Genomic DNA, 24,077 nt, shown 5'->3' with positions numbered 1-24,077 from the left:
AACGGCGCGCCACATCGTCCAGGACTCTCCACCCCCAACTCAGATCCTCCTCCCCAGCCGCAGACCTGTGAAGGATCTGAACCACCCCGGGTTTGATGCACACCTCCTTCGTTGCTGTCGACGCCAATAGCTGGGGCAGCACTAGGACGAGCTGGTTGGCCGGCCAATGCCGCCAGCATGGACTGCTGTCAGCTGGCGGCGGTGGTTGCCTGCGGGCGCTCCTCTCTGACTGGACGCTGTGCTGGGCGCCATTGACGATCAAGACTCAGAACCTGCGCCGTGGTCACTACGGGTTGGGAGTCGACGCCGCGCCGGTTTGGGGCTGGCCAGCGCATTCGAGGAGCTCAGACTCGCGATCTGATTGAGCCGACTATCCGCCCACGGGCCTGCATGCCCGGCGATCGCAGAGCGCAACGGTGCCCTGACAGTTGCCCGGAGCGATTCCGGTGGGATCAGCTCTCGAGGACGTGCGCCTCGGCGGGCTCCTCGACTGTGTCGGTGGCGCGGTCCCCGTGGCCGGGCCACCACGCGGCGTGCCCGATGAGTGCGGTGAGCGCCGGGGTCAGGAAGAGCGCCATCACGAACGCGGCCATGGCGATGCCGATGGAGAACGAGAAGCCCAAAGATTTGAAGAACGTGCCCTCGGCGAGCATCAGCGAGGCGAAGGTGCCGGCGAGGATCAGGCCGGCGGCCGCGACCGTCGGACCGGCATGCTCGATCGCCTTGGCCGCCGCGGGCCGTGGCTCGAGCCCTCCTCGTGCCTCTTCTCTCAGGCGCGCCACCATCAAGATGTTGTAGTCGGTGCCCAACGCCACCACGAAAAGGTAGATGTAGATCGGCAGGATGAAGATCAGCCCCTGCTGTCCCAGCAGGTGCTGGAAGACCAGCACGGTCGCGCCCAGGCTGGCGGTGAAGCCGAGGCCCACCGAGAGGATGAGGTAGAACGGCGCGACGAGGCTGCGCAGCAGCAACGCCAAGATGATCATGATCAGCACTGCCGCGACCGGGAACACGACCGAGTAGTCGCGCGCCATCGCGTCGTCGAGGTCGACGAAGATCGACGTGGTGCCGCCGACGAAAGCCTCGGTCCCGTCCGGCGCGGCCGAGTGCGCGGTGTCGCGCACGGGACCCTCGACGTTCGCCATCGCCGCGTCGGACGTGGGGTCGTCGGAGAGGACGACGGTGAACACCGCGACGTCAGCGGTGCGGGCGGTCAGCGCCGCCGACGCGACGCCCTCCGCGTTGCCTAGCTCGGCGGCGTACGCCTTGAGCTCGGCGTCGTCGAGCGGCTGGCCGCCGGTCGAGCGCAGCAGCACCGTTGTGGGGTCGGCGGCGCCACTGGGTTGGCCCTTCTGGAAGGTGATCAGCGCCTGGCCCGACTCCGTCTTCTGGGTGCTGCTGTCGGAGAAGTTGAAGGTCGGGTTGAACCCGATGGCGAACAACGACAGGACGGCGAGCGAGCCCGCCGCGACGGCGGCGTAGCGGACCGGGTGCGCGGCAACCGACCGCCCGATGGCGCGGAACCGGGTGGCCTCGGGCTCGACCATCCACTTCTTCGACGGCCAGGAGATGACCCTTGGCCCCAGGACTGCGACGACCGCGGGGACCAGCGTCAACGCGGCGAGTACGGCCAGTGCGACCGCGATCGCCAGTGCGGGCCCGATCGAGCGGAAGATGCTCAAGGACGACAGCACCATCGCCATGAAGGCGATGATGACCGCCCCGCCGGCCGAGGCGATCGCCTCACCGGCCCGCTCGACCGCGTGGGACACCGCGCCTCGACTGTCGAAGCCCAGCCGCAAGGCCTCGCGGTAACGGAACAGGAAGAACAGGATGTAGTCGGTCCCGATGCCGAACAGCACGATGAACAAGATCACCGAAATGGAACTGTCGGCCTTGAGGTCGAACGCCTCGTTCGCCACCGCGATGAGCCCGGTGGCGGTCGTCCCGACCAGGGCGACGGTCACGATGGGCAGGGCGCACGCGATGACGCTACGGAAGATCAGCGCGAGCAGGACCACGATGAGCAACAGGGTCACGACGCTGACCACGACGAGCGCCTGCTGGGACGACTCCTGGGAGTCCAGCGACTGGGCCGCCGGGCCCGTTACACCCGAGCGGAGGCCGGTCCCCTGAACCAGTGGCTCGAGGTCGGCGCGCAGGCTCCGGGCGTCCTCGACAGCGGCCGGGTCGAAGGCGTTCTTGCCCGGCTTGACCTGCACGAAGATCGCCTGCACCAACCCGTTGTCCGACGGCGGGGCAGCGGCCGCAGTGCCGAGGTTGCCGTAGCCCTTGGTGTTGAGCTGCGCGGCGATGGAGGACACCTTGGCCTGGTCGTCCTTGGTCAGCGCGCTGCCATCCTCCCGGTCGAAGACCACGATCGCGCCGATCTCACCGCGCTCGGGAAAGGCTTCCTGCTGGACGGTAAGCGCCTTGACGGACTCGTAGTGTCCGGGCAGGAACTCCGACTGGTCCTGCGTGGACTGCAGGGCGGGGGCTGTCATCGCGATGACCACGGCGGCCACGATCCAGGCGGCGATGACCCACCAGCGGGCGCGGACCACGAGCTTTCCCAGAGCAGCGACCATAGGCCGAACGCTACTCGCCTGATCGGCCCCGCGGACCGGAACGACACCGTTCGCGCTCGCGGACGACTAGGAGCCCGCCGGCTCTCCTAGCGGCCGAGGTGGGGCTGCACGAAGCGGCCCGTGAATGCCTCGCGCGTGACGTCCTTAACCGCGTAGGTGACAAGTGGTCTGTCTACGTCATCGCGCTGCTGGGCGAAGCTCACCACCCTGGGCTTCTCACTGCTGGTCGGCGGCGCAGGAGTTCTCGACAACTTCGGGATCGAGCAGATCACACAGCAGGCGGAACCTGCTCGGCCTTGTCCAGCGGTCGGTCGATCGCCAGGAACTCGTAGTACTGGTACTCGCTCACTACCCATCCACTGAGTCGGCAGGGGTAAAGGGTTCTGCCCGGAACGTCGAGTCGTCGCCCAGGTGGAAGAACAGGTGGCCCTCGATCGTCTCGTCGTCGACGAGAACCGCCCAGCCGCGTCCGCTGACCTGGTCGCCCTCGTCGACGCCCTCCCACGTGAACTCGACAGCGGGCCGGTCGTCTCGTTCGACTGGTCGGCTGTCCAGCCAACCGCGGACGGCGATGAAGCCGAACTGACCGGTCCCATCCGCGCTGAACTCGATGAAACCCGGTTCGACCAGGTCGATGGCATCCCGGTCCCAGCCGCTCATCTCTACGATCCGCCACCGATCGGTGATCCGGACTGCGTACTTCGGGATACCCCTTCCCACGAGAGCTCAGTGTAGCCATCGCGTCGTGGATCGGTTCACACCGATTCGCAGAGGGTTCGTCGTGCCGCCGGCATTTGGTTCATCCGGGCAATGACGAGAAGTCGGCAGATCGAAAGCCTCGCTGTCGCGAGTTTGAAATCTGCTTGGATCCGCTGCTCCCTCATCTGAGTGACGACTTGATGTATGGCCTTCCGCCTCGAGGCTTCGGGCCCTTCCTGCGCACGGCGTCGAAGTCGTCGCGGTCGAAGTCGGCGATGTCGCCGCAGACGAAGCTGACGTGTTGTCGAGGCATGCCGGGCGTAAGGGCCTGGGCGGTGTCTAGTAAGCGTGAGGCGTCGACGCCGGCGGCGGTGGCGGAGAGCAACTGCTCGGGGGTTGCGGGAGTCAGGCATTGACCAGCGTTGCCTTGTCGGGTGGGTTCTCGCTGACGCCGATCCGGTTGTGGATTCGCCGCAACGGCGTTGGTGCGTACCAACTCCGCTCGCCGAACGCGCGCATGAAGGCGGGGACGAGGACGCCGCGTACCAGGGTGGCATCGATCAGGATCGCGAGTCCGGTACCGAGCCCGAACAACTGGATGAAGCTGACGTGGCTGCTACCGAAGGCGAAGAAGCCGACTGCCAGCAGCGCGGCAAGAGTGGACACGATACGTCCGGTGCGAGCCAGCCCGCCGGTGACCGCGTCAGCGTTGGAGACACCGGCATCGTGAAGTTCTTTGATCCGGCTGATGACGAAGAGTTCGTAGTCCATCGAGAGCCCGAAGGCGATGCAGAACAGCAGGACCGGCATCGCGGTGTCGGTGGGTCTTGGGGTGAAGCCGACGACGTCGGCGAAGTGACCGTCCTGGAAGATCCACACCATCGCGCCGAGCGTCGCACCAAGTGTGAGGGTGTTGCCGAGCAGGGCACGTATCGGTTGCAGGATGCTGCCGGTGAACAGGAACAGCAGGGTGAAGGTGGTCACCACGATCAGCGCCCCTGCCAGTAGCAGGTAGGAGCTGATCGCCTGCTTCGCATCGATGAGAGTCGCGGTGGCACCGCCGATGAGCACCGTTGTTCCCGCTGGCGCGGACACCGCACGTACCTGCCTCACTAGGTCCTGCGCTGCGCCGGAGGATGCGTCCAGTCCGGTGCTCAGACTCACGCGCTGCGAGATTGGCTGACCGGCCCCGGCAGTTCCGATGGTGATGTCGGCTCGTTGCACCCCGCTCAGGTGACTGAGCTGTTGGGTATAGCCCTGCAGTTCGGACGGCGAAAGCGCGGGGGTGATCAGTACGTCGATGACGTCGGGCGTGGTCGCGAAGTCGTTGCGCAGAGCGTCGCCGACCTCGTGACTCGCCGCACTCGTTGGCAGGACCCGCTCGTCCGGGGTCCCGAAAGTGACCGAAAGCAGCGGTGTCGCCAGGAACAGCAGCACCCCGATAACCGGGAGCGCAGCCACAATGGGCCGGCGCATCACGCCGCCAGCCAGTCGCCCCCAGAACGGCGCTTCGACGCTCCGCACCGCGCGGATCCCGCGGATCCGACCGGAATTCACTCGCCGGCCGAGGACCGCGAGCAGAGCCGGCAACACGAGCAATGCGCTGGCCGCGGAGAAGACAGTGACGCCGACCCCGGCGTAGGCGAACGACTTCAGGAAGGAGACCGGGAACACCAGCATCGCCGACAATGCGGCAGCGACAGCGAGTGCCGAGAACGCGATCGTGCGCCCGGCGGTGGCCATCGTGCGGGCGACCGCATCGCCGACATCGACACCCTTGGCCAACTCCTCACGGAACCGGCTGACCATGAGCAGCGCGTAGTCCATGCCCAGGCCCAGTCCCAGCCCGGTCGCGAGGTTGATCGCAAAGACGCTGACACTCGTGACGTGCGTCAGCAGATCCAGCTCCGCGAACGTGGCGAAGATCGCGAGAACCCCGATCGCGAGCGGCAGCAGGGACGCGACCAGACTGCCGAACACGATGATCATCAGCACCACAGTGATCGGAACGGCGATTGCCTCGGCCACCGCGAGATCCTTGCCGACTTGGCCGGCGACATCGGTTCCCCGGGCACCGCCGATGCGCACCGTCGCGTCCGGGCTGTCCAGGTGGGCGTAGTCGGCAAGCAGGGCCTTGGCGTTCGTATCAGCGGTCTGTTCGTCGCCGATCACCTTGGCCAGAATCAGCGCGTCGGTGCTATCGCGCGATCGCAGCCCGGGCGCTTGTGTGGTCCAGTACGACGTGACGCCACGCAATCTGGCATCGGCGCTCAACCGGTGTGCCAGCGCCTGGCCCGCGGCGGTGACGGCGGTGCCGTCGACAGTCCCGGTCCGCGCGTGCACCAGGAAGATCAGATCCGGCTCACCGCCGAACTTCTGGTCAAGCAGCACCTTCGCCTGACTCGAGGCCGAGGCCGGATCATCGAACCCGCCGCTGAGCAACCGGGCGAACGCACCCACCCCGAGGGCAGCCGAGATCACGAGCGCAACGACACTCATCGCGAGGACAACCCGAGCGCGGGCGACGATCTTCAGACCCAGTCGATAGAACACGGCGAACTCCCTCATGGCGGTCGATGTTGACACTGTGAACTTGCCACGTGAAGTTCACGGTGTCAACATTGTTTGTCGTGACCGCACCCGACGCGAAAAGGCATCCGCCCTACCATCACGGCGATCTGCACCGCGCCCTGGTGGAAGCGGGCACCGAGCTCGCCCGAGAAGGCGGTCCGTCCGCAATCGTGTTGCGCGAGGCGGCGCGACGCGTCGGCGTCTCACCGAACGCGGCGTACCGGCACTTCAGCGCGCTGCCGGAACTGGTCGAGGCCGTGGCATTCGACGCCCTGTCCGCGTTGGCGCGTTCGATGGAGGCCGAGCTGGCGAAATGCCGGCCGAGCGGCGAACCGGGCCGAGACGCCATCGACCGCCTGGGCGCGGTCGGGCGCGGCTACGTTCAGTTCGCCCTCAGCGAACCAGGACTGTTCGCCGCCGCGTTCGCGCCGAGCAAGACCACGGCTCATGCTGAGGATGCGCCGGTTCGTCCCGGCGACGATGCCGATCACTCCGGGGATGAACCACGTGGCGTGGGCGACTCCGGGCTGATGCCGGGCGAACTGCTCGAGCAGGCGCTCGACGGCATGGTGGACGCGGGGGTTCTCGACGCGGCAGATCGCGACACCGCCGCCTTGAACGCGTGGGCCGCCGTGCATGGGTTGTCGGAGCTACTTCTCGGCCCCATGGCCGGACAGGCACCCTCAGCACGGGGACCTCTGATCGACGCGTTCCTGGACCTGGTCGGCCGGGGTCTGATCACGCGCAGGACCATTGAGAGCGGCCAGACGGATCGAGCAGACGTGCAATGAGTCGAACGTGTCGCGTAGCGGGTCCGCGTCTGTGAGGTCAGGTCCGGCAGAGTTGCGCAGTCGAGATGAGCATATTGGTCTGGTTCATTGTTCGATGGGCGCTCGCCGTTGGCTGTGTGGATGTGAAGTATCTTGGCCCTAGCGTGCGGTGGCGAGGGCGCACTCGGTGGGCATGTCGGTGCGAGATTGGGGAAGAGATGCCGGATCGGTCCGAGCGGTCGTCACCCGCGCAGACGAGTGCGGAGGGCGGATACCGTCCCGGATACGAGATCGCGGCAGAGCGAATCCTCGAGTACATCGTCCGGGCACGCCTCGAGCCCGGCGACCGGTTGCCTACCGAGAAGGATCTCGCGGAGGCGGTAGGAATGTCTCGGACCATCGTCCGGGAGGCGGTCAAGATTCTGTCCGCGCTCGGGCGGATCTCGGTTCAGATGGGCCGCGGGATCTATGTGGCGGAGCCGGAGGCCGCGCGGTGGCGGGAGTCGTTGTCCCACTTCCTGCCGACCAATCTTCGCCAGGTGGAGGAGATCTTCGAGTTCCGTCGTTTCGTGGAGACTACGACGACACAGCTGGCGGCGCAGCGGGCCACTCCGGCCCAGGTGAAGGCGCTGCGTGAGGCGGCACAGCTGACCGCGGACGCCGCGCGGGAGGGGGATCTCGAGGCGTTCAACCGGGCCGACGAGAAGTTCCACGGAGCCATTGGCGACGCGTCGTCCAACATGTTCTTGTCCGCGAGTGTCGATTCTGTGCAACGGCTGCAGCGGCAGATCAGCGTGATCGGGCTGGCGGGCGTGGCGGGTGGTTCGACTGTGGCGGCCGCGAAGCAGCACTCGGCGATCGCGACGGCCATCGGGTCTGGCGACGAGCAGCAGGCAGTGACGCTGATGATCGAGCACATCGACACAACGCTCGAGCAGTTCAAGCAGGAGATCCACAGCCGTCTCTTCCCCGCCGACGGCACCGCCTGATCTGCATCGCCGGCCGAGGATCGTGGTCGCTGCCTGGTCCGGGCTTGAGCCGCACCAGGCAGCAACCATCGCCGGGATGGCGTCCGCGTGCTGTTGATCTACCTACCGTTGACGGCTACCTCGAGCAGGTCGATCGCCGGGCCGTTCGATCCGCCATCGAAGACCAACCTGACGTATCGACCCTGCACGTTCAACGGGTACTGGTTGTAGACGCCGAAGTAGGCCTTGCCGGTCGGCCCGTTGACAGTGCTGACGTCGTTCCAGGTCACCCCGTCGACGCTGGTCTGAATTGTCATCGTCTTCGGCGTGTTCAGGTACTGCTGATCCTGCGTGTTGAAGGTCAGGTCGAGATTCGACAGCGCGGACGTCGCCGGCAGCTCGAACTGGATCCAGGTGGGCGTACCGGTGGGAGCGGACCACTTCAGGCTGTCGAAATGCTTCGCATCGATGGTCTGTCCGTCGGTCAGCGTCCCTAGCCTCTCCTCGTTGCTTCCCGCGGTGATCCGTGCCGTCTTGGTGAGGTCACGGTACGGCTGCAGGTCGAGGAAGACCCGGTTGGTCGTGACGGTCTTGCCGTTCAGCGTGATGTCAGCCCAGACGACTCCTCTGGTGAGCTGGTCGACCTGCGGAGTGACGATTGTGTTCTTCTCGAACTTGAAGGTGTCGACTTCCTTGATGGCCAGCGGGGTGTAGTTGTCGCCGCCGGCCAGATCGACGATGCCGCCGTGCCATTTGATCCGGGCCGCGTCGACTCCGATCGCACCACCCTTGGCCGACCTGCCCTCGATTTCGTACGGGAGCCCGTCGTTCAGGCCGAACTCGCCGTACGTCTCCTTCCCGTCGACCAGCAAGGACGCGCTGATCATGTCCTCGCCGACGGCGACGGAGCCATCCTTGACGTGGACCTTCAAAGTGTCCGAGCTGGTGACTCCCTCATAGGTACCGGAGACCGTGATCGTCGTCGTACCGTCCGCGACGCCGGTCACGATTCCGGACGGTACGACCTTCGCGATGCCGGGATCCGCACTCGTGTAGCGGATTGCCGAGAGGTTCGCCTTCAGCGCCGGGTACGTCATGTATCCCTCGGCCCGGATCCGTAGGACCCGCGACGAGACTTGTTCGCCGGTGGCGACGACGTTCGTCAGTTTGTACTTCCGCGCCGGGTTGTCGGTGACGATCTTGATGATCGTGTCGATCGGGTCCTCCTCGACGTTGGCGAGGTTGATGGTCAGGCTGTCGTCTGTCTGGCTGAACGACGTCACTGGAACGTTCTGATTGAGCCAGGTCACCGACTTCACCCGATCGCTGACGGGGCGGATGGTGAGTGTCCGTCCGGGGATCGCGTCGAAGCCCTTCTTCCCGTCCGGGCCCTTGATGACATGGAGGTAGACGTCGTTGTCCCGCGCGGTCGCGTACCCCCATTGCTGCCCAGTCGTGCTGCTCGGGAAGGCGAACTTGTCGTAGTTGCCGCGCCCGTCGTCCTCGTAGCCGTAGCCAGCCAGGAAGTACGGCGTCGTACCGGTCGTGGCCTCGTGCCGCTCGGGAAGACCTGTGGGCGCGAACCAGTCGGCCAGGTTCTCCCGGACGTCGATGAATTCCTGTACGCCCTTCGGGTACCTGGTGGCGATCTGGGTGGGGGAGTCCCAGTTCGGGCCTCGGCTGTCGATCACTGTCTGGTCGTTGTTGTCGACGTAGCCGCGGCCGGCGTTCATGATCATCTCTTGGGTGACCTGCCGGAAGTCGTCGCGCTGGCCGTAGTACGGGGACACCTGGTTCTTGGTGCGAATCATCTTCCACGGTTCCATCGGTGTCCGCTTGACCAGATGGTTCGCGGCGGCGTTGGAGTAGATGCCGGATGCTTCGCCGGTCCTCAGGTCCGGGTCGCCGAACTCCTCTCCCCAGGCGTTCGAGTCGATGACGATGTCGTTGCTGTGGTCGCGTACGGCGCTGTACATCACGTCGTAGTTCGCGTTGGGCATCGCCTGTGGACCGTCGAAGTACAGGTATGCCGGGTCGTACTGCCGGATCAGGTCTTCGACGTTCTGCACGAACACGTCGGTGGAGTAGTGCTGCAGGCCGCCGCCCTCGGTCGCGTAGTACAGCCCGAACTGCATGCCGTACCGCTTCACGGCCTGCTCGTACTGCTTCAGACCGTCGACCACCTGTCCGTTGCCGTCCTTGGGCAGGTAGAGCTGCCTGATGTGCTTCGGGTCCGCGAACTTCGACGGCCAGAAGTAGTTCTGCTGCAGGGCCTCGACCGAGACCAGTGAGTGTCCTTCGCGCTTGGCTCTCGCCGCCCAGAGGTCGACCGAGTAGTTGGGATCGACGAAGTAGTTGTACGTCGGTGTCGCGTGGGTCAGGGCACTGACCCGGCCCTCCTCGAACCACTTGTTGGGGCGTTCCTTCACCGTGGTGGTGAAGGTCTTGGTCGCAGTACTGCCGGCGCTGTCGGTGACCTGCACGGTGAAGTTGTAGTCGCCGGTCGCGGCGGCACCGTTGATGATGCCCTTGGTGCTGCCGAGGTCGGCCTTCCCGTTCACCAGGCCGTCCGCGATGGTGCCGTCGGCGTTGAGTTCGAGGCCGTCCGGCAGTCGGCCGTCGACGACCTTCCAGGAGTACCCCGGCTGGCCTCCGCCGGCCATGAACTGGAACGCCGACGCGGCGACGCCGTGATTGGCCGTGCTGGTCGACTTGTTCCAGACGTACGGCCACTCCCGGTACCCGGTCGGCATGTTGTTCCGTGGCAGCGGAACCTTGACCGGGTCGTCGGTCGACAGCCCTTGGGAGACGACTCGCAACGACTCGGCCGGGCCCGCAACGGAGCTGACGAGCCCGCTGACCTTGTTGCCGTTCTGGTCCGCCACCCTTCCGTAGAACCCCAGGTAGGCGACGTTCTGATCTTTGGCGATCGGTACGCCGTTGCTGTTCACGTCCTCGGTGTAGGTGTGCTTGATCTGGATCATCAGCTTGTTCCAGCCCTGATGCAGGTGGACCGCCTGTTTCGTGAGGTCCTTCTGTACCTCGACCGGCGTGCTCGGCGGTGTCATGCAGCGGTCGTTCACGTAGATCCGGTACGACCCGCTGGCGCCGACGTCGAAGAACGCGTCCCGCGCGTCCGGGCTGTAGACGTAGGTACTGGCGTAGACGTACTTGTTGCGAGTGTCGACGCCCTTCTTGACCGTGTAGTACCCGTACAGGTCCTGGTAATCGTCGTAGTTGCGGTTGTAGATCCGGTCGTCGAAGTACTCCCACTCGTGGTGCTCGGTCCCGGCGCCGAGGGTCTCGCCCAGCTGGGGTGTGATCTGGGTCTTCCCGTCGACCGGCACCGGCCGGTTGTACACCTCGACTTCGGACAGTCCGGTGATCGACGGGTACGGCGTACGCCCCTTGTCGATCTCGATCTTCAGCCCGACCACGTTCGTCAGCCCGGGATCCGCGGAGTACACCGTCGGCGTGGACGGACTGGCGGAGGCGCTGTCCACCCGGCCCGACTCGACGGAGCCTCCGTCCGCGAGCGTGAAGGTCAGGTGGTACCAGTTGTTCACGTGCCGGCCGTCGCCCCACTGGGCGATCCGGACCTCGTTGAGAGAGATCGGACTGCCCCAGGCGAACTGCACCCAGGGGCTCGAGTCGTTCTCCGTCACCCACTGGTTCCTCGCACTCCCGTCGACCAGGTAGGACACGGGATTCACCGCCAGCGTCGACGACGACGCGGTGATCGTGGAGGCCGCCGGGGCATAGTTCACCGGCTCCGGGACCTCACACTCGTACAGCTTGTCGGCCACCGGCGCGTCGAACGGGCCTGACACCAGCCACGAGTTGATGAACGGGGCACTGCCGGCCGCCTGCTGCGCGTACGCCGACAGCTTGGGCGGTACGAGGAGGAACGCCGCGGCGAGGGTCGCCGCGAGGGCTAGTAAGGATGCGGTTCTTGTGCGTCTCACTGTCGATCTCCTTGAGCTGGGCAGAAGTCCGAGGCGACGTGATGCATCTGATGCTTTGGGAAATGAATTGAGGCCTGCAGTTGCGAGATGGCCTCTGCCCTCGCGCGCCCTGTGCGCCGAATCGCGGTCGCTGTAGGCGTTCGAGGTGGGTCGAGTATGTCCACGGTGATGTATTGCGTCAACCCCAAGGATCTGCTCTAATTTGCCGAACTTGAGCCAAATGGATCTGATTGATCTTGCTCCGGCGGGCACCGCGCCTCCCCACCTGAAGGACACCATGCGAATCACAGACGTGACCCTGGAACTCGTCGACCTCCCGGCGCAGCCGTCGTTTCGGTGGCGGACAGGACTGCCCGGCTCGGAGGGGGCGGCGGTCGGCGGCATCCTGCGGATCCACACCGACGAGGGACTCACCGGGGAGGCGCACACCCGCCGCGGACGCATCGTGGCCGATCTCGTCGACCGCCGGATCCGCGCGGACCTGATCGGTGCGGATCCCCTCTGGCGAGAGCTCTTGTGGCATCGCTTGTGGGAGCTGGACCGGATCGAGGAGCTTCCGATCTACGCCCTCGGACTGGTCGACGTCGCATTGTGGGACCTGGCCGGAAAGGCCGCCGGCCTCCCGGTTCATCAACTGCTCGGTACCTTCCGGGACGCCATCCCCGCGTACGCGAGCACCGTGACGTTCTCGTCGGTGGAGGAGTACCTCGAGGTCGCCGACCAGTGCCTGGAGGCCGGGTACAAAGCGATCAAGCTGCATGGCTGGGGCGATGCGCGCGCCGACGCCGACCTGTGCCAGAAGCTGCGCGCTCACGTCGGCGACGACGTTCCGCTGATGTACGACGGCTCCGCCGGCTTCGACCTCACCGATGCCGTCTACGTCGGGAGAGCGCTGTCGGAGGTCGGTTACACCTGGTACGAGGAGCCGATGCGGGAGTTCGGAGTCACCGCGTACCGGCGTCTCGCCGAGCGTGTCGACGTACCGCTGCTGGTCGCCGAGACCTCCGACGGGGCGCACATGAACGTCGCGGACTTCATCACCGCCGGTACGGCGGGCTACGTGCGGACCAGTGCGCAGTACAAGGGCGGTATCACCGGCGCGATGCGGATCGCGCATCTCGCGGACAGCTTCCAGTTGCGCGCGGAGGTGCACGGTTCAGACATCGTCAACGCCCACCTGTGCATGGCCATCCCCAACACCTCGTACTACGAGTCCCTCGTCTACGCCAACCCGATCGTCCGCGAACCGGCCGTCGGCCCGGACGGCCTGGTGCGCGCTCCGACCGCACCCGGCATCGGCTACGCATGACGAGATTTTGCCCAAGGTCAGTTCGAACAGAAGGAAGACAACAATGGACAGGACAGCAGTCGGGCGCCGCCGTCTGATCGCGAAGGTCGCGGCAAGTCTCATGACGCTGCCGTTGCTCGTGACCGGATGTGGTGGTGGGACCGAGGGGGACGCCCCGGCCGCGAGCGGCCCGGTCAAGCTGGAGTTCTGGGGTTGGGCGCCCGGCTACGACAAGTCGGTCGAGCTGTTCAACGCCACCCACAAGGACGTGCAGGTGACGTTCGACAAGCTCCCGTCCGGCGGTCAGGGCGGCTACGACAAGATGTTCTCGGCGGTGAAAGCCGGCAATGCCCCGTGCCTTGCCCAGGTCGGATTCGAATCCGTGCCCACGTTCCTGCTCGAGGGCGCACTCGAGGACGTCACCGCGGAGGCCGACGCCGCCAAGGACCAGTTCGTCCCGTGGACCTGGAACCAGGTGAGCGTGGCGGGCAAGACGTATGGCATCCCGGTGGACACCGGCCCGATGGCGCTCTACTACCGCAAGGACGTCTTCCAGAAGTACGGGATCGCGGTGCCGAAGACGTGGGACGAGTACGCCGCGGCAGCCGAGAAGCTGCACAGTGCCGATCCGAAGGCCTCCATCGTGAACCTCAAGGCCACCGGCCTGCCCGGCCTGGCCTGGCAGAAGGGCGCCAAGTGGTTCGGCACCGAGGGCGACGCGTGGAAGGTCACGATCAACGGTCCCGAGACCAGGCAGGTGGCCGATTACTGGCAGGGTCTGGTGGACAAGAAGCTGGTGAACACCACCGACGAGGGTTATAGCGCGGCCTGGTGGAGCGCGCTGCAGTCCGGGAAGACCGCGACTGCGATCGGCGCGGTGTGGCTGTACCCGCTGATCGCGCAGAACGCTCCGGCCGCGAAGGGCAAGTTCGGTGTCGCTCCGCTGCCGCAGTGGAGCGCCGGTGAGCAGAAGTTCGGCAACGAAGGTGGTTCCAGCACGGCCGTACTCAAGGGCTGCAAGAACAAGAAGGAAGCCGTCGAGTTCGCGACCTGGATGAGCACCGACGCCGCCAGCCTGAAGAACCTGATCGACGTGACCGGGATCTACCCGGCGGCCAAGGCCGGACTCGAACTGCCCGGGGTGAACAAGGGCGTCGAGTACTACGGCGGCGAGAACATCTTCAAGGTCTTCGCCACCGCGGCCCAGAACACCGACACGAGCTGGCAGTGGGGACCGACACAGTCGCAGCTCGGTGCCGACCTGGGCGAAGCACTCGGCAACGCGTACGCCGGCAAGACCAGCCTGTCCAGCGCATTGGATCTCCTGCAGGGCAAGACCGTGGCTGCGATGAAGTCGAAGGGCCTCGAGGTTCACGAATGACGAGTCGGCTCGCGGCTCGACGTAACCGGACCGCCGGCGTGCTGCTTGCGCCGTTCTCGGTGTTGTTCGTGGCCGTCTTCGTGATTCCGATCGGCTACGCCGGCTACCAGAGCTTCTTCCGCCAGCAGCGGTCCGGCCTCGGGCTCGGACCGCCCAGGACCGTGTTCGCGGGGCTGGGCAACTACGCGCGGGTGTTCGCGGACAACGCGTTCGTCGGCGGGGTAGGGCGGACGGTCGCCTTCGGGCTTGTCCAGGTGCCGGTCATGCTCGGCCTGGCGTTGCTCCTGGCATTGTTGCTCGACTCCCGGGCCGTGCGGTTCGGACGGTTCTTCCGGCTGGCGTACTTCCTGCCGTTCGCGATTCCGGGAGTCATCGCGGCCGTCCTGTGGTCGTTCCTGTACGTGCCCGGCATCAGTCCGTTGGTCGGCGCGGGCGCGAAGGCCGGTGTCGACCTCGACTTCCTGTCCGCGCACACGATCCTGTTCTCGATCGGGAATATCGTGACTTGGTGCTGGACCGGGTACAACATGCTGATCCTCTACACGGCTCTGCAGGCGATACCGCGGGAGCTCTTCGAGGCCGCCCAGGTTGATGGTTGCTCCGGGCTACGGATTGCCTGGCACATCAAGATCCCGCTGCTGCGTCCGGCGCTGACGCTGACCGGCGTGTTCTCGATCATCGGCTCGCTGCAACTGTTCGGGGAGCCGATGGTGCTCCGGCCGATGACGTCGGCGATCAGTAACAGCTACACCCCGGTGATGCTGTCCTACCAGGCGGCGTTCGGCCTCAACGACTACAACTTCGCCGCGGCGATCGCGGTCGTCCTGGCCGTCGCGACGTTCGTCCTGTCGTACGGCTTCCTGCGGCTGAGCAATCGAGGATCCTCATGAGCAGCACTGCGCAGTACGGCCGTCGCGGATCCACTGTTCAGCAGTTGAGCGTCACCGTGCTTCTGCTCGCTGTCGCGGGCTACTTCCTGCTGCCGGTGTGGTGGCTGATCGTCTCGGCGACGAAGTCCAACGGGGACCTCTTCGGCAGCAACGGATTCTGGTTCGGCTCCAGCCTGCACCTGGCCGGAAACCTGACCAAGGTGTTCGAGCACAGCGACGGCGTCTTCGCCCGCTGGATCCTGAACAGCGCGCTGTACTCCGGGGGTGGTGCCGCGCTGGCCACCCTGCTGGCCGCGATGGCGGGCTATGCGCTGGCGAAGTACCCATTCAGGGGGCAGGAGGTGATTTTCGGGGTGGTCGTCGGCGCCGTCCTCATCCCGCCGCCCTTGCTCGCCCTCCCGCTCTACCTGCTCGCCTCGTCCGCCGGCATCGTCAACTCGTACTGGTCGGTGCTGATCCCGAGCGTCGTCACGCCCTTCGGGGTCTACCTCGCCCGGGTCTACGCTGCGGCGTCCGTACCCGACGAGCTCGTCGACGCCGCCCGGGTGGACGGTGCGGGGGAGCTGCGGATCTTCTTCACGGTCGCCGTCCGGCTGATGTCGCCCGCGCTCGTGACGATCTTCCTGTTCCAGTTCGTCGGCATCTGGAACAACTTCTTCCTGCCGCTGATGATGCTTGCCGACGACAAGCTCTGGCCGCTCACGCTGGGCCTGTACTTCTGGAACAGCCAACTGCGCGATCAGCCCTGGTACGACGTGGTGGTGACCGGATCGCTGATCTCGGCGATCCCGCTCGTCCTCGCATTCCTTGTCCTGCAGCGTTACTGGCGATCTGGCCTGTCCGCCGGCAGCATCAAGGCCTGATCGCCGCCAACTCGAGGAGGTAGCGTGATGAGTTTACGAAGGATCCGGTACGGCGTACTCGCGGCCGTGACCGCGCTCGGTCTCGCCGCGGGCAGCAGCGTGCTGGCCCAGCCGCAAGCGCACGCAGCACAGACGGGCGGTACCGCGCCGTACCTGAACCAATGGGCGGTGTCCGGTCCCTACGCCGACGCGGAAGCGATCGGCGTGGACACCTCCACCTGGCAGTACTTCGACGACCGGATCTTCAACCGGAACTACGACGACTACAACGACTTGATGGGCTACTTCGACGTCAAGCAGGGGCAGTCGACGGTCGACAAGTGGGTGGCGGCTGCGAGCTACGTCTACAGCCCCACCGCACAGACCGTGCAGTGGCAGGTCGGCGGATCGGGACTGTACCGCCTGTTCGCCAACGACGCCCCGGTCGGGCGGCAGAACCAGATCGCAGGCCGGGTCAGCAAGAGCGGCACGAAGTACCCGGTTCAGCTGAACCAGGGCTGGAACAAGCTGCTCATCGAGATCCAGCACAAGAACCCGGGCAAGAACAAGAACTTCCTCGGCTTCTACACGAGGGTCGGCGACAGCGCCGGTAACGCCGTACCCAGCCTGACCTACTCGGTCACCGGGCCGAACGTAGCGGGCAACCAGCTCAGCATCGTCACGAAGGGCCTGAGCGTCGATCGGCAGGCCTTCGCTGCGCGCAACGCCGAGGTTCCGGCCAACGACTATCCGTCCAACACGCTGCCGTACGCGTACGACGAGAACCCTTACGTCGGCATGGTCGCGACGATCGACGGCAACCGGAACACGTCGAGCATCGCCCCAGAGGCGGCTCCGTTCACGTTCCAGGCAGCGGGCGGAAGCCCCGGCTACTCCTGGACCATCGTCGCCGGCCAGCTGCCGCCGGGCCTGACGCTGGCACCGGACGGGCACATCGACGGCACCGTCGCGGACGGCGCCAACGGAGCATCGCAGAAAGACTACACCTTCACCGTGAAGGCCACCGACGCGGCGGGCGCCACCACCACGAAGCAGTACGCCATCACGGTCAAGAAGAACCCGGTCGATTGGTTCATCGACGGCAAGATGTCGGCGCTGTCACACACCACAGGCACGATGCCGAACCTCTACGACCCGAACTTCAACTACGACGAGTGGGCTCAGACCGCCAAAGAGATGGGCATGACCACGCTCTCGACCGAGAGCCTGCAGAACACCGTCTACTACTGGCCGTCGCCGAACGCGAACCTCACGCCGGACAACTCGAACAAGCTGTACAAGTACAGCGCCTTGTACCAGTCCTCGGACGGCAGTTGGCACGTGAAGGACCGGGTGCTTCAGGCGAAGCAGGCCGCCGAGCGCTACGGCCTGAAGTTCGGCGTCTATGTGTCGTCGTTGTACGAAGGGTCGGAGATCCTCGAGAGCGACATCCAGGGCCTGGTGGCGCGGTACGACCCGTGGTACGTCTTCGCCGACGGCGGTCCGGAGAGTTACTCCAATCCGGATGTCGCCTGGAGCTCCGCGCGCAACTACAACGATCACGTGCTGATCGACGCCAACCCGAACGCGCAGACCGGCGACCAGGACATCACGCTGCACGAGCGCCCGTTCTGGAACAGCGAGCCGTACACCGATGGCGGTTGGAGCACCGGGATCCTGCCACAGGGCCGGAAGGTGGCTCATGAGGAGTGGAACGACCCGTACACGACAGCGCTGGACGTGTGGACGCAGTACGCCAAGGGCAACGAACGCGACGACTGGGCCGAGGCGACGAAGGAACTCATCAACCAGTACGGCCATGGCTATGTGATGAACTACGACTCCTCCATCACCGTCAGCCGCGGCATGGACAATCTGAGCAGCAACCTGGACAACACCAACATCTTCTCGATGGTGCCGGTGTCGTCGCAGCAACTGTCGGACATGCGGTCGTCGATCGTGAAGTGGATGGACAACGGGCGCGGACCGGATCTGCGCGAGTCGATGTACGGCACCACGCCGTACACCATGGACTACACCCTGAAGCCCGGCTGGTACACCGACCCGCAGAAGGCGATCGCACACGGTCAGGGTCCGGACTGGGGTTACGCGATGTCCCGCGACCAGTACGTCTACCTGCACATGGTCAAGAACCAGATCCAGGGGACCGCTAAGACGGGCTTCATGGGGCAGCCGGCGATGAGTCACCTCGGCCCGTTCGCCTATCCGGTCGAGCAGGTCCAGTGGCTGAACAAAGGCAGCTCGCTTCCGTTCACCACGGAGACGTCGAACGGCAAGTACTACGTCTCGATCGACACCTCGGATGTCACGGCGGATCCCATCGACACCCTCATCAAGATCCGGACCGCGAATCCGCTCCGGAAGTACAAGATGACGAGTGTCAAGCTCTTCAGCAGCCAGACCGGGCCGAACAGCCTGCAGCTGCGGGCCGAGAGCTACATGAACAACTACACGAACGTGCTCGCTCCCGCGAAGCTCAAGTACACGAGCAGCAATCCGCGGGTGGCGACCGTGAGCGCGGCGACCGGAGTGGTCAGGCCGACCGGTGACGGCACGGCGACCATCACCGTGACATCGACGTACGACGACGGTATCAACCGCCCGCAGGTCATGACGGACACCTACCCGGTCAAGGTCCGGAACCGGGCGATCTCCGCCGCCCTTCCACTGGTCGGCGTGAACCTGTTGACGAACGGAGCGCAGTTCTGGGGGCAGTTCAGCACCGACAAGGACGTTCCGGTTGCGTTCAAGGGCTATACCCGCAAGGGCGGCGACATCGATGTCCTCGACGCCACCAACGTCAAGTTCCACTACGCGGCGGTGGACGGCCGGCGCGACAACGCCGCGGGCAAGATCACGGTTACGGAGATCCCGGCCGACCAGTCGCCCTTCGTTGTCACTGGCAACAGAATGCGGTTCATCGACAAGGTGCCGGCACCGACGATGTACAGCTACTGGGCCGACGTCACGGTGGATGGGAAGACCTACACCTCGACGCGGAACTACATCACCCTGCTCCCGGACTCCGACGTTGCCGCAGGCATCACGCCGAAGGTGACCACCGACAGCGCGCATGCCAAGCTCCTGTCCGACGGCACAATCAACGACGCGACTGGTGGCAATCTGGCGAAGTGGACGGCGCCGGCCGGCGACGAGAACGCAGCCATCACCTACGACCTGGGCAAGATGCAGGACCTCTCGCGGGTCAACATCTTCTTCAATCACCACATGCCGAACGCCGACAACGTCACGTACTACAACGTGCCGAAGAAGGTGAAGATCGAGTACAGCGAGGACGGCGAGCATTGGACCGCCGGCAACGAGACGAACACAGTGTCCGGCGCCGGGCTACCGACTGCGAGAAACACGCTTGCCGTTCCGGGCAATGACACCACGCTGTACGGATGGGAGCAGGACGGCCTGTACTACAACTATCCGGTCGATCCGGCCAAGCCCAGCGTGCACGCCCGGTATGTCAGGATCTCCTTCCCCGGCGGCGGGCAGGGCGGCAGCCCGGTCGATGTGCTGGACGTCCGGGTGTTCTCACTGCGAGACCTGACCGCGCTCGGCAGCGTCCAGCTGCAACCGAAGGCCGCGACGGACGGCCGTACGGCGACGATCGAGGTCAAGGGCTCCTCGTTCCTGGGAGCACCACTCGACTTGAGGGACGCCGACCTGACGGTCACCAGTGACAACCCGTCCGTTGTGAGCGTCGGTGCCGACCGGGTGCTGTCATCCGGTGCTGCGGGGCGGGCACGAATCACTGTCTCCGCGGAGCTGGCCGGGTACCGGGCCGAGGACTACTTCTACGTCGACGTGGACGCGGCTGGACGGATGTCGTTCCCCGCCTTCCTGAAACAGGTGAAGCTTGCGCTGAGCAACAGCTCGGTCAAGGTGAACGCACCGGCCGTCGGTGCGATCGAGGGAACGCTCAACACCGGCGAGAAGGCGAACCTTTCGAAGGCGAAGACCGAGTACATCCTCAGCGACAGCAGACTCCAGACTGTGCCGGGCAGTAACACGATCGTGCTGAAGGAGCCGATCACGAGCGGGTTCCAGGCCACGGCGAAGGCAGTCGTGACGCTGGACGGCCTACCGGTCGAGTCGAACCCGGTGGCGATCACGGCGCTCTCCGACAACATCGCGGTCTCGGCAACAGTCACGGTCTCTTCCGTCCGCGATCGCAATGGCGTACCGGACGGCAACACCCAGGACGACCGCTACCTGGGCCCGAAGGCGACGGACGGCAACAAGGCGACGTCATGGGCCGCCAAACAGACCGACCGCAGCCCGTGGATCAAGCTGCAGTTCCCGGCTTCCGTCACGATCGACCGGGTCAACCTCGTCGACCGCGGCCATGAGGTCAACCAGATCGTGGAAGGCGTGCTGGAATGGGAGGGTGGCAGCAAGCGGGTGACCGGTATCCAATGGGACGGTCAGCCGGACAACATCGTGAAGCTCGACGCTCCAGTCACGACAAGCTGGGTGAGGTTCACCATCGATCCCGACAACGCCTACAACAATCCGGTCGGGGCGGAATGCGGACTGGCCGAGTTCGGCGTGTTCGAAGTACAGAAGCCGAAGGCCATCGTCGACTTCACCTCGGTCGCCGTCGACACCAAGGTCGGTGAACTCCCAGCCCTACCGGCGCAGATCGGGGCTGTCTACAGCGACGGCTCCACCGATCCCGTCGCTGTGACCTGGGATCCGGTCACCCCGGACATGGTCGCCAAGGCAGGCTGGTTCACCGCCACCGGCACGGTCGCGGGAACGCCGCTGAAGCCGACAGCCGTCGTCAGCGTCCTGGACCGCTGACGTCCGCGACGTAACACGTTCTTTCGCGAGCACCGTCGCGAACCCTCTGCAATCCAATGAACGGAGACAACACCGATGTCGATCTCACGCAGGCGTGTCGTGGCCACTGCACTGGCCGCTACGGTCACCCTGGCGCTGAGCGCGTGTACTGCCGGCACCGCCGGCAGTACCGCGGGCGCCGGCCAGTCCGGCTCGCAGAACGTCACTTTGACCTTCCTCACGTTCGAGAATCCCAACCTGACGCCGGCCTACTGGGATGCCGCGATCGCCCGAGCCACCGCACAGGTCCCGGGCGTCACGATCAAGAAGCTGGTCGGCCAGAACTCCACGGCGTACCTGCAGCAGTTGTACGCATCGGGCCAGGCGCCGGACATCATGACCAGCATCTCGCCGAACGGGTTCGCCGAGAAGGGTGAACTCGCCGAGTGGTCCCCCGAAGAGATGAAGGACTTCGAGGACCCGACGGCGGGGGCGATCGGCGGGAAGACCTACGCCCTGTCGTACAACGTGCAGCCGATCCCGCTCGTGTACTACAACAAGGATCTGTTCGCCAAGGCCGGTGTCACGGCCGCGCCCAGGAGCTACCCGGAATTCCTGGACGCCTGCGCGAAGCTGAAGGCCGCGGGCATCGTCCCGATCGAGGTCGGTGCCGGTGGCAAGGACACCTGGGCGGGGGCCTTCGGCCTCGGGGCTACCGTCGCCACCGACGTGCTGACCAAGGAGCCGGACTGGTTCCAGCAGCGCACCGACGAGAAGGTGAAGTTCACCGACCCGGCCTTCGTCGGCGCGACGAAGAAGGTTGCCGAGCTGGTGGCCGAGGGATACATCGACAAGGCCGGCCTGAGCCGCTCGTACGCGGATTCCGGCCAGGCCTTCCTGGACGGCAAGGCCGCGATGTATCCGATGGGGTCCTGGTTCTCGGCGACGCTCGACAAGACGCCGCCCAAGTTCGATGCCGGCCTGTTCGGCTGGCCCGGCGACGACGGCAAGAACATCGTTCCGGTCGTCACCGGCGGGGGACTGATGGTGAACTCCCACGCGAAGAACGTCGACCTGGCCAAGAAGTGGGCTCTGGCCTTCTCGAAGGACAAGGAGAACCTCGACAACAGCGTCCGGACCGACGGACTGATCGTCGGTATCAAGGGCTACACGCCCCCGTCGGACACCGGCCCGATGTACAAGGCGACCCTCGCCGCCTACCAGCAGGCGAAGCAGGACGGTGCGATCGTTCCGGCCTGGATGAACACGTCGGGCGATGGCTCGTTGCTCCCAGGCTTCTCGGACAAGCTCAACCCGGCGATCGTCGACCTGATGACCGGCCGAAAGACGGCGGAGGACTTCGCGGCCTACCTCGACCAGCAGTGGGCTGCGGCACGCTGACCGGTCCCTTGGCATCTGCTGGAGGCTTTGGATGGACACTGCAGTCGACACCCGCGACCGACAGAAGGCCGGCACCGGCCGGGACATGAGACCACGAAAGGAGTCACCCGGATCGCGACCTCGGCGGGCTGGCAGAACTGGCGAGGCACTTCACTTCCTGGTGTTCGCAGTACCTGCCGCCGTCATCTATATCGGACTGGTGCTGGTGCCGATGGTGATGGCCATCGGCACCAGCACCACCGACAGCAATCAGTTCCGTCCGGTCACCAGCTTCATTGGGCTGCGCAACTACCTCAACCTGTTCCAGGACCCTGCATACCTGCAGGTACTGCGCAACACCGTCATCCTGACCTTGATCGTCACCGTGGTACCGAACGTCCTCGGTCTCGGCATCGCACTGCTGCTGGACCATCGCGGCTGGGTATTCAACGTGATGCGAGCGGTCTTCTTCATCCCGGTGGTGCTGTCGTCTGTCGTCGTCGGAGTCATCTGGGAGGCCGTCCTCACCAATGACGGCCTGCTGAACCAGATCCTGCGCGGCCTCGGGATCGCGCATCCACCTGGCTGGCTGTCGGACCCCGGGATCGCGTTGTACAGCATCGCGTCGATCATCTGCTGGCAGAGCCTCGGAGTGTGTGTGGTGATCTACCTGGCCGGGTTGCAGGGCATACCTCGGGAACTGGTCGAGGCGGCGACCATCGATGGCGCGGGTGCGGTTCAGCAGTTCCGGGCAGTGACCTGGCCGCTGCTCGCGCCCGCTGTCACCATCACGACCGTGCTGCTCCTGATCGGCGGATTCAAAACCTACGACCAGGTCAAGGTGATGACGAACGGAGGGCCGGGCGTCGGCACCACCTACACGCTGGCGTTCGACGTGGTCGAGACGGGTGTGAACGGACCTCACGTGGGCTACGGCGCGGCAAAGGCCACGGTCATGCTGGTCCTGGTCGCTCTCGTCTCGACTCTCGTCCTGCGCGTCTTCCAACGCCGTGAGCTCGAGCGATGAGGCCCGGCAAGGGGCAGCCGGCGAGCACGGAGACGCCGTTGCCGGGCCGAGGCCGGGTGGGTGGAGCGACACGGACGATCGCTGCGCTGGCGGTCACGTCGGTGTTCGCGTTGCCGGTCTACCTCGTGCTCACGAACACGTTCAAGCGCAGTGGAGACATCTTCTCGCGGCCCGGCAGCTTGCCGCTGCCGCCGACGCTGTCGAACCTGTCGGCGGTGCTCGACCGGCCCGATCGGCTGTTCTGGTCGGGGCTGATCAACAGCGTGCAGGTCACCGCTTTGTCGGTTGCGGCGTCGACGGTCCTGTCCGCGATGCTGGCGCACTATCTCGTCCGATCGAGAACCCGCGCTGCCAAGCTGCTGACGGTACTGGTCGTCATCGGCCTGACGATCCCGATGGCGGTCACCCTGGAACCTGTAACCAAGATCCTGCTGTCGCTGCATCTGATGACGACGCTGCCCGGACTGATCCTCGTCAACATCGCGTGGAACGTGCCATTCGGAGTCCTCCTGTTCATGGGCTTCATCAAAAGCATCCCGCTCGAACTGGAGGAAGCAGCCGCGATCGATGGTGCAGGCCCGATCCGGTCTTTCTTCGCGGTCGTCTTTCCTCTGCTGCGACCTGCCGCCGCCAGCGTGGTGATCTTCACCGCGGTCGGAGTGTGGAACGACTTCATCACGCCGCTGATTATCCTCGGGCCGGCCAACGGAACCACCGTGACGGTCGGAATGTACCGTCAGATCAGCGAGCACGTTTCCGACTACGGCGCGGTGTTCGCCTTCATGGTGCTGGCGACCGCCCCCGTCGTCGTCCTCTTCCTCTTCTTCCAACGACACTTCGTCAAAGGCCTCCTCGGCGGCGCTACGAAAGGGTGACGAAGCTGTCCGAAGCGC

Annotated in this window: 13 protein-coding genes and 1 pseudogene; 10 read left to right on the top strand and 4 right to left on the bottom strand. The window is 65.4% G+C overall.

Annotated elements, in window-relative coordinates; genetic code table 11:
* Positions 1–452: 452 nt before the first annotated feature.
* From OG555_RS40395 to OG555_RS40385, 3 genes are all read right to left on the bottom strand, one after another.
* Positions 453–2,588, bottom strand: coding sequence for an MMPL family transporter (locus OG555_RS40395; RefSeq protein ID WP_329479083.1), 2,136 nt, complete (start codon positions 2,586–2,588; stop codon positions 453–455).
* 348 nt (positions 2,589–2,936) lie between these two features.
* Positions 2,937–3,308 (bottom strand): hypothetical protein, encoded by a 372-nt coding sequence (locus OG555_RS40390; RefSeq protein ID WP_329479081.1) that lies wholly within the window; start codon positions 3,306–3,308, stop codon positions 2,937–2,939.
* A 384-nt stretch (positions 3,309–3,692) separates the two neighbouring features.
* Complete coding sequence (locus OG555_RS40385) at positions 3,693–5,840, bottom strand: MMPL family transporter (RefSeq protein ID WP_329479079.1); 2,148 nt, start codon at positions 5,838–5,840, stop codon at positions 3,693–3,695.
* Positions 5,841–5,917: 77 nt separating this feature from the next.
* On the opposite strand from OG555_RS40385, the pseudogene OG555_RS40380 reads away from it, so the two are divergent.
* Positions 5,918–6,511, top strand: a pseudogene (locus OG555_RS40380) (TetR/AcrR family transcriptional regulator); the annotation flags it as partial.
* Between the two features lie 335 nt (positions 6,512–6,846).
* Positions 6,847–7,617, top strand: coding sequence for a FadR/GntR family transcriptional regulator (locus OG555_RS40375; protein WP_329479073.1), 771 nt, complete (start codon positions 6,847–6,849; stop codon positions 7,615–7,617).
* Positions 7,618–7,715: 98 nt separating this feature from the next.
* Here OG555_RS40375 and OG555_RS40370 read toward each other — a convergent pair whose 3' ends face one another.
* On the bottom strand, positions 7,716–11,561 hold the full coding sequence (locus OG555_RS40370; RefSeq protein ID WP_329479070.1) for a discoidin domain-containing protein: 3,846 nt from the start codon (positions 11,559–11,561) through the stop codon (positions 7,716–7,718).
* A gap of 277 nt (positions 11,562–11,838) precedes the next feature.
* Here OG555_RS40370 and OG555_RS40365 point away from each other — a divergent pair, with 277 nt between their 5' ends.
* The 8 genes from OG555_RS40365 to OG555_RS40330 all read left to right on the top strand — a co-directional run bounded on the left by OG555_RS40365 (position 11,839) and on the right by OG555_RS40330 (position 24,059).
* Positions 11,839–12,870, top strand: coding sequence for an enolase C-terminal domain-like protein (locus OG555_RS40365; protein ID WP_329479068.1), 1,032 nt, complete (start codon positions 11,839–11,841; stop codon positions 12,868–12,870).
* Positions 12,871–12,913: 43 nt separating this feature from the next.
* Positions 12,914–14,230, top strand: coding sequence for an ABC transporter substrate-binding protein (locus tag OG555_RS40360; RefSeq protein WP_329479066.1), 1,317 nt, complete (start codon positions 12,914–12,916; stop codon positions 14,228–14,230).
* Complete coding sequence (locus tag OG555_RS40355) at positions 14,227–15,120, top strand: carbohydrate ABC transporter permease (protein ID WP_329479064.1); 894 nt, start codon at positions 14,227–14,229, stop codon at positions 15,118–15,120. The genes OG555_RS40360 and OG555_RS40355 overlap by 4 nt, the downstream gene beginning before the upstream one ends.
* Positions 15,117–15,983 (top strand): carbohydrate ABC transporter permease, encoded by an 867-nt coding sequence (locus tag OG555_RS40350; protein WP_329479062.1) that lies wholly within the window; start codon positions 15,117–15,119, stop codon positions 15,981–15,983. Before OG555_RS40355 ends, OG555_RS40350 begins: the two co-directional genes overlap by 4 nt.
* Positions 15,984–16,010: 27 nt before the next feature.
* Positions 16,011–20,798 (top strand): DUF7402 domain-containing protein, encoded by a 4,788-nt coding sequence (locus tag OG555_RS40345; RefSeq protein WP_329479060.1) that lies wholly within the window; start codon positions 16,011–16,013, stop codon positions 20,796–20,798.
* A 99-nt stretch (positions 20,799–20,897) separates the two neighbouring features.
* Positions 20,898–22,178 (top strand): ABC transporter substrate-binding protein, encoded by a 1,281-nt coding sequence (locus tag OG555_RS40340; RefSeq protein WP_329479057.1) that lies wholly within the window; start codon positions 20,898–20,900, stop codon positions 22,176–22,178.
* A gap of 160 nt (positions 22,179–22,338) precedes the next feature.
* Positions 22,339–23,184, top strand: coding sequence for a carbohydrate ABC transporter permease (locus OG555_RS40335; RefSeq protein WP_329479054.1), 846 nt, complete (start codon positions 22,339–22,341; stop codon positions 23,182–23,184).
* 101 nt (positions 23,185–23,285) lie between these two features.
* The gene (locus OG555_RS40330; RefSeq protein WP_329479052.1) at positions 23,286–24,059 is read left to right on the top strand and encodes a carbohydrate ABC transporter permease; all 774 of its coding nucleotides are present in this window, start codon (positions 23,286–23,288) and stop codon (positions 24,057–24,059) included.
* Positions 24,060–24,077 lie beyond the last annotated feature (18 nt).

Source organism: Kribbella sp. NBC_01484 (assembly GCF_036227145.1).
In the GTDB taxonomy this organism is placed as follows: domain Bacteria; phylum Actinomycetota; class Actinomycetes; order Propionibacteriales; family Kribbellaceae; genus Kribbella.
Note: the sequence above shows the minus strand (reverse complement) of the source record. Positions and strands in the feature narration are given on the sequence as shown.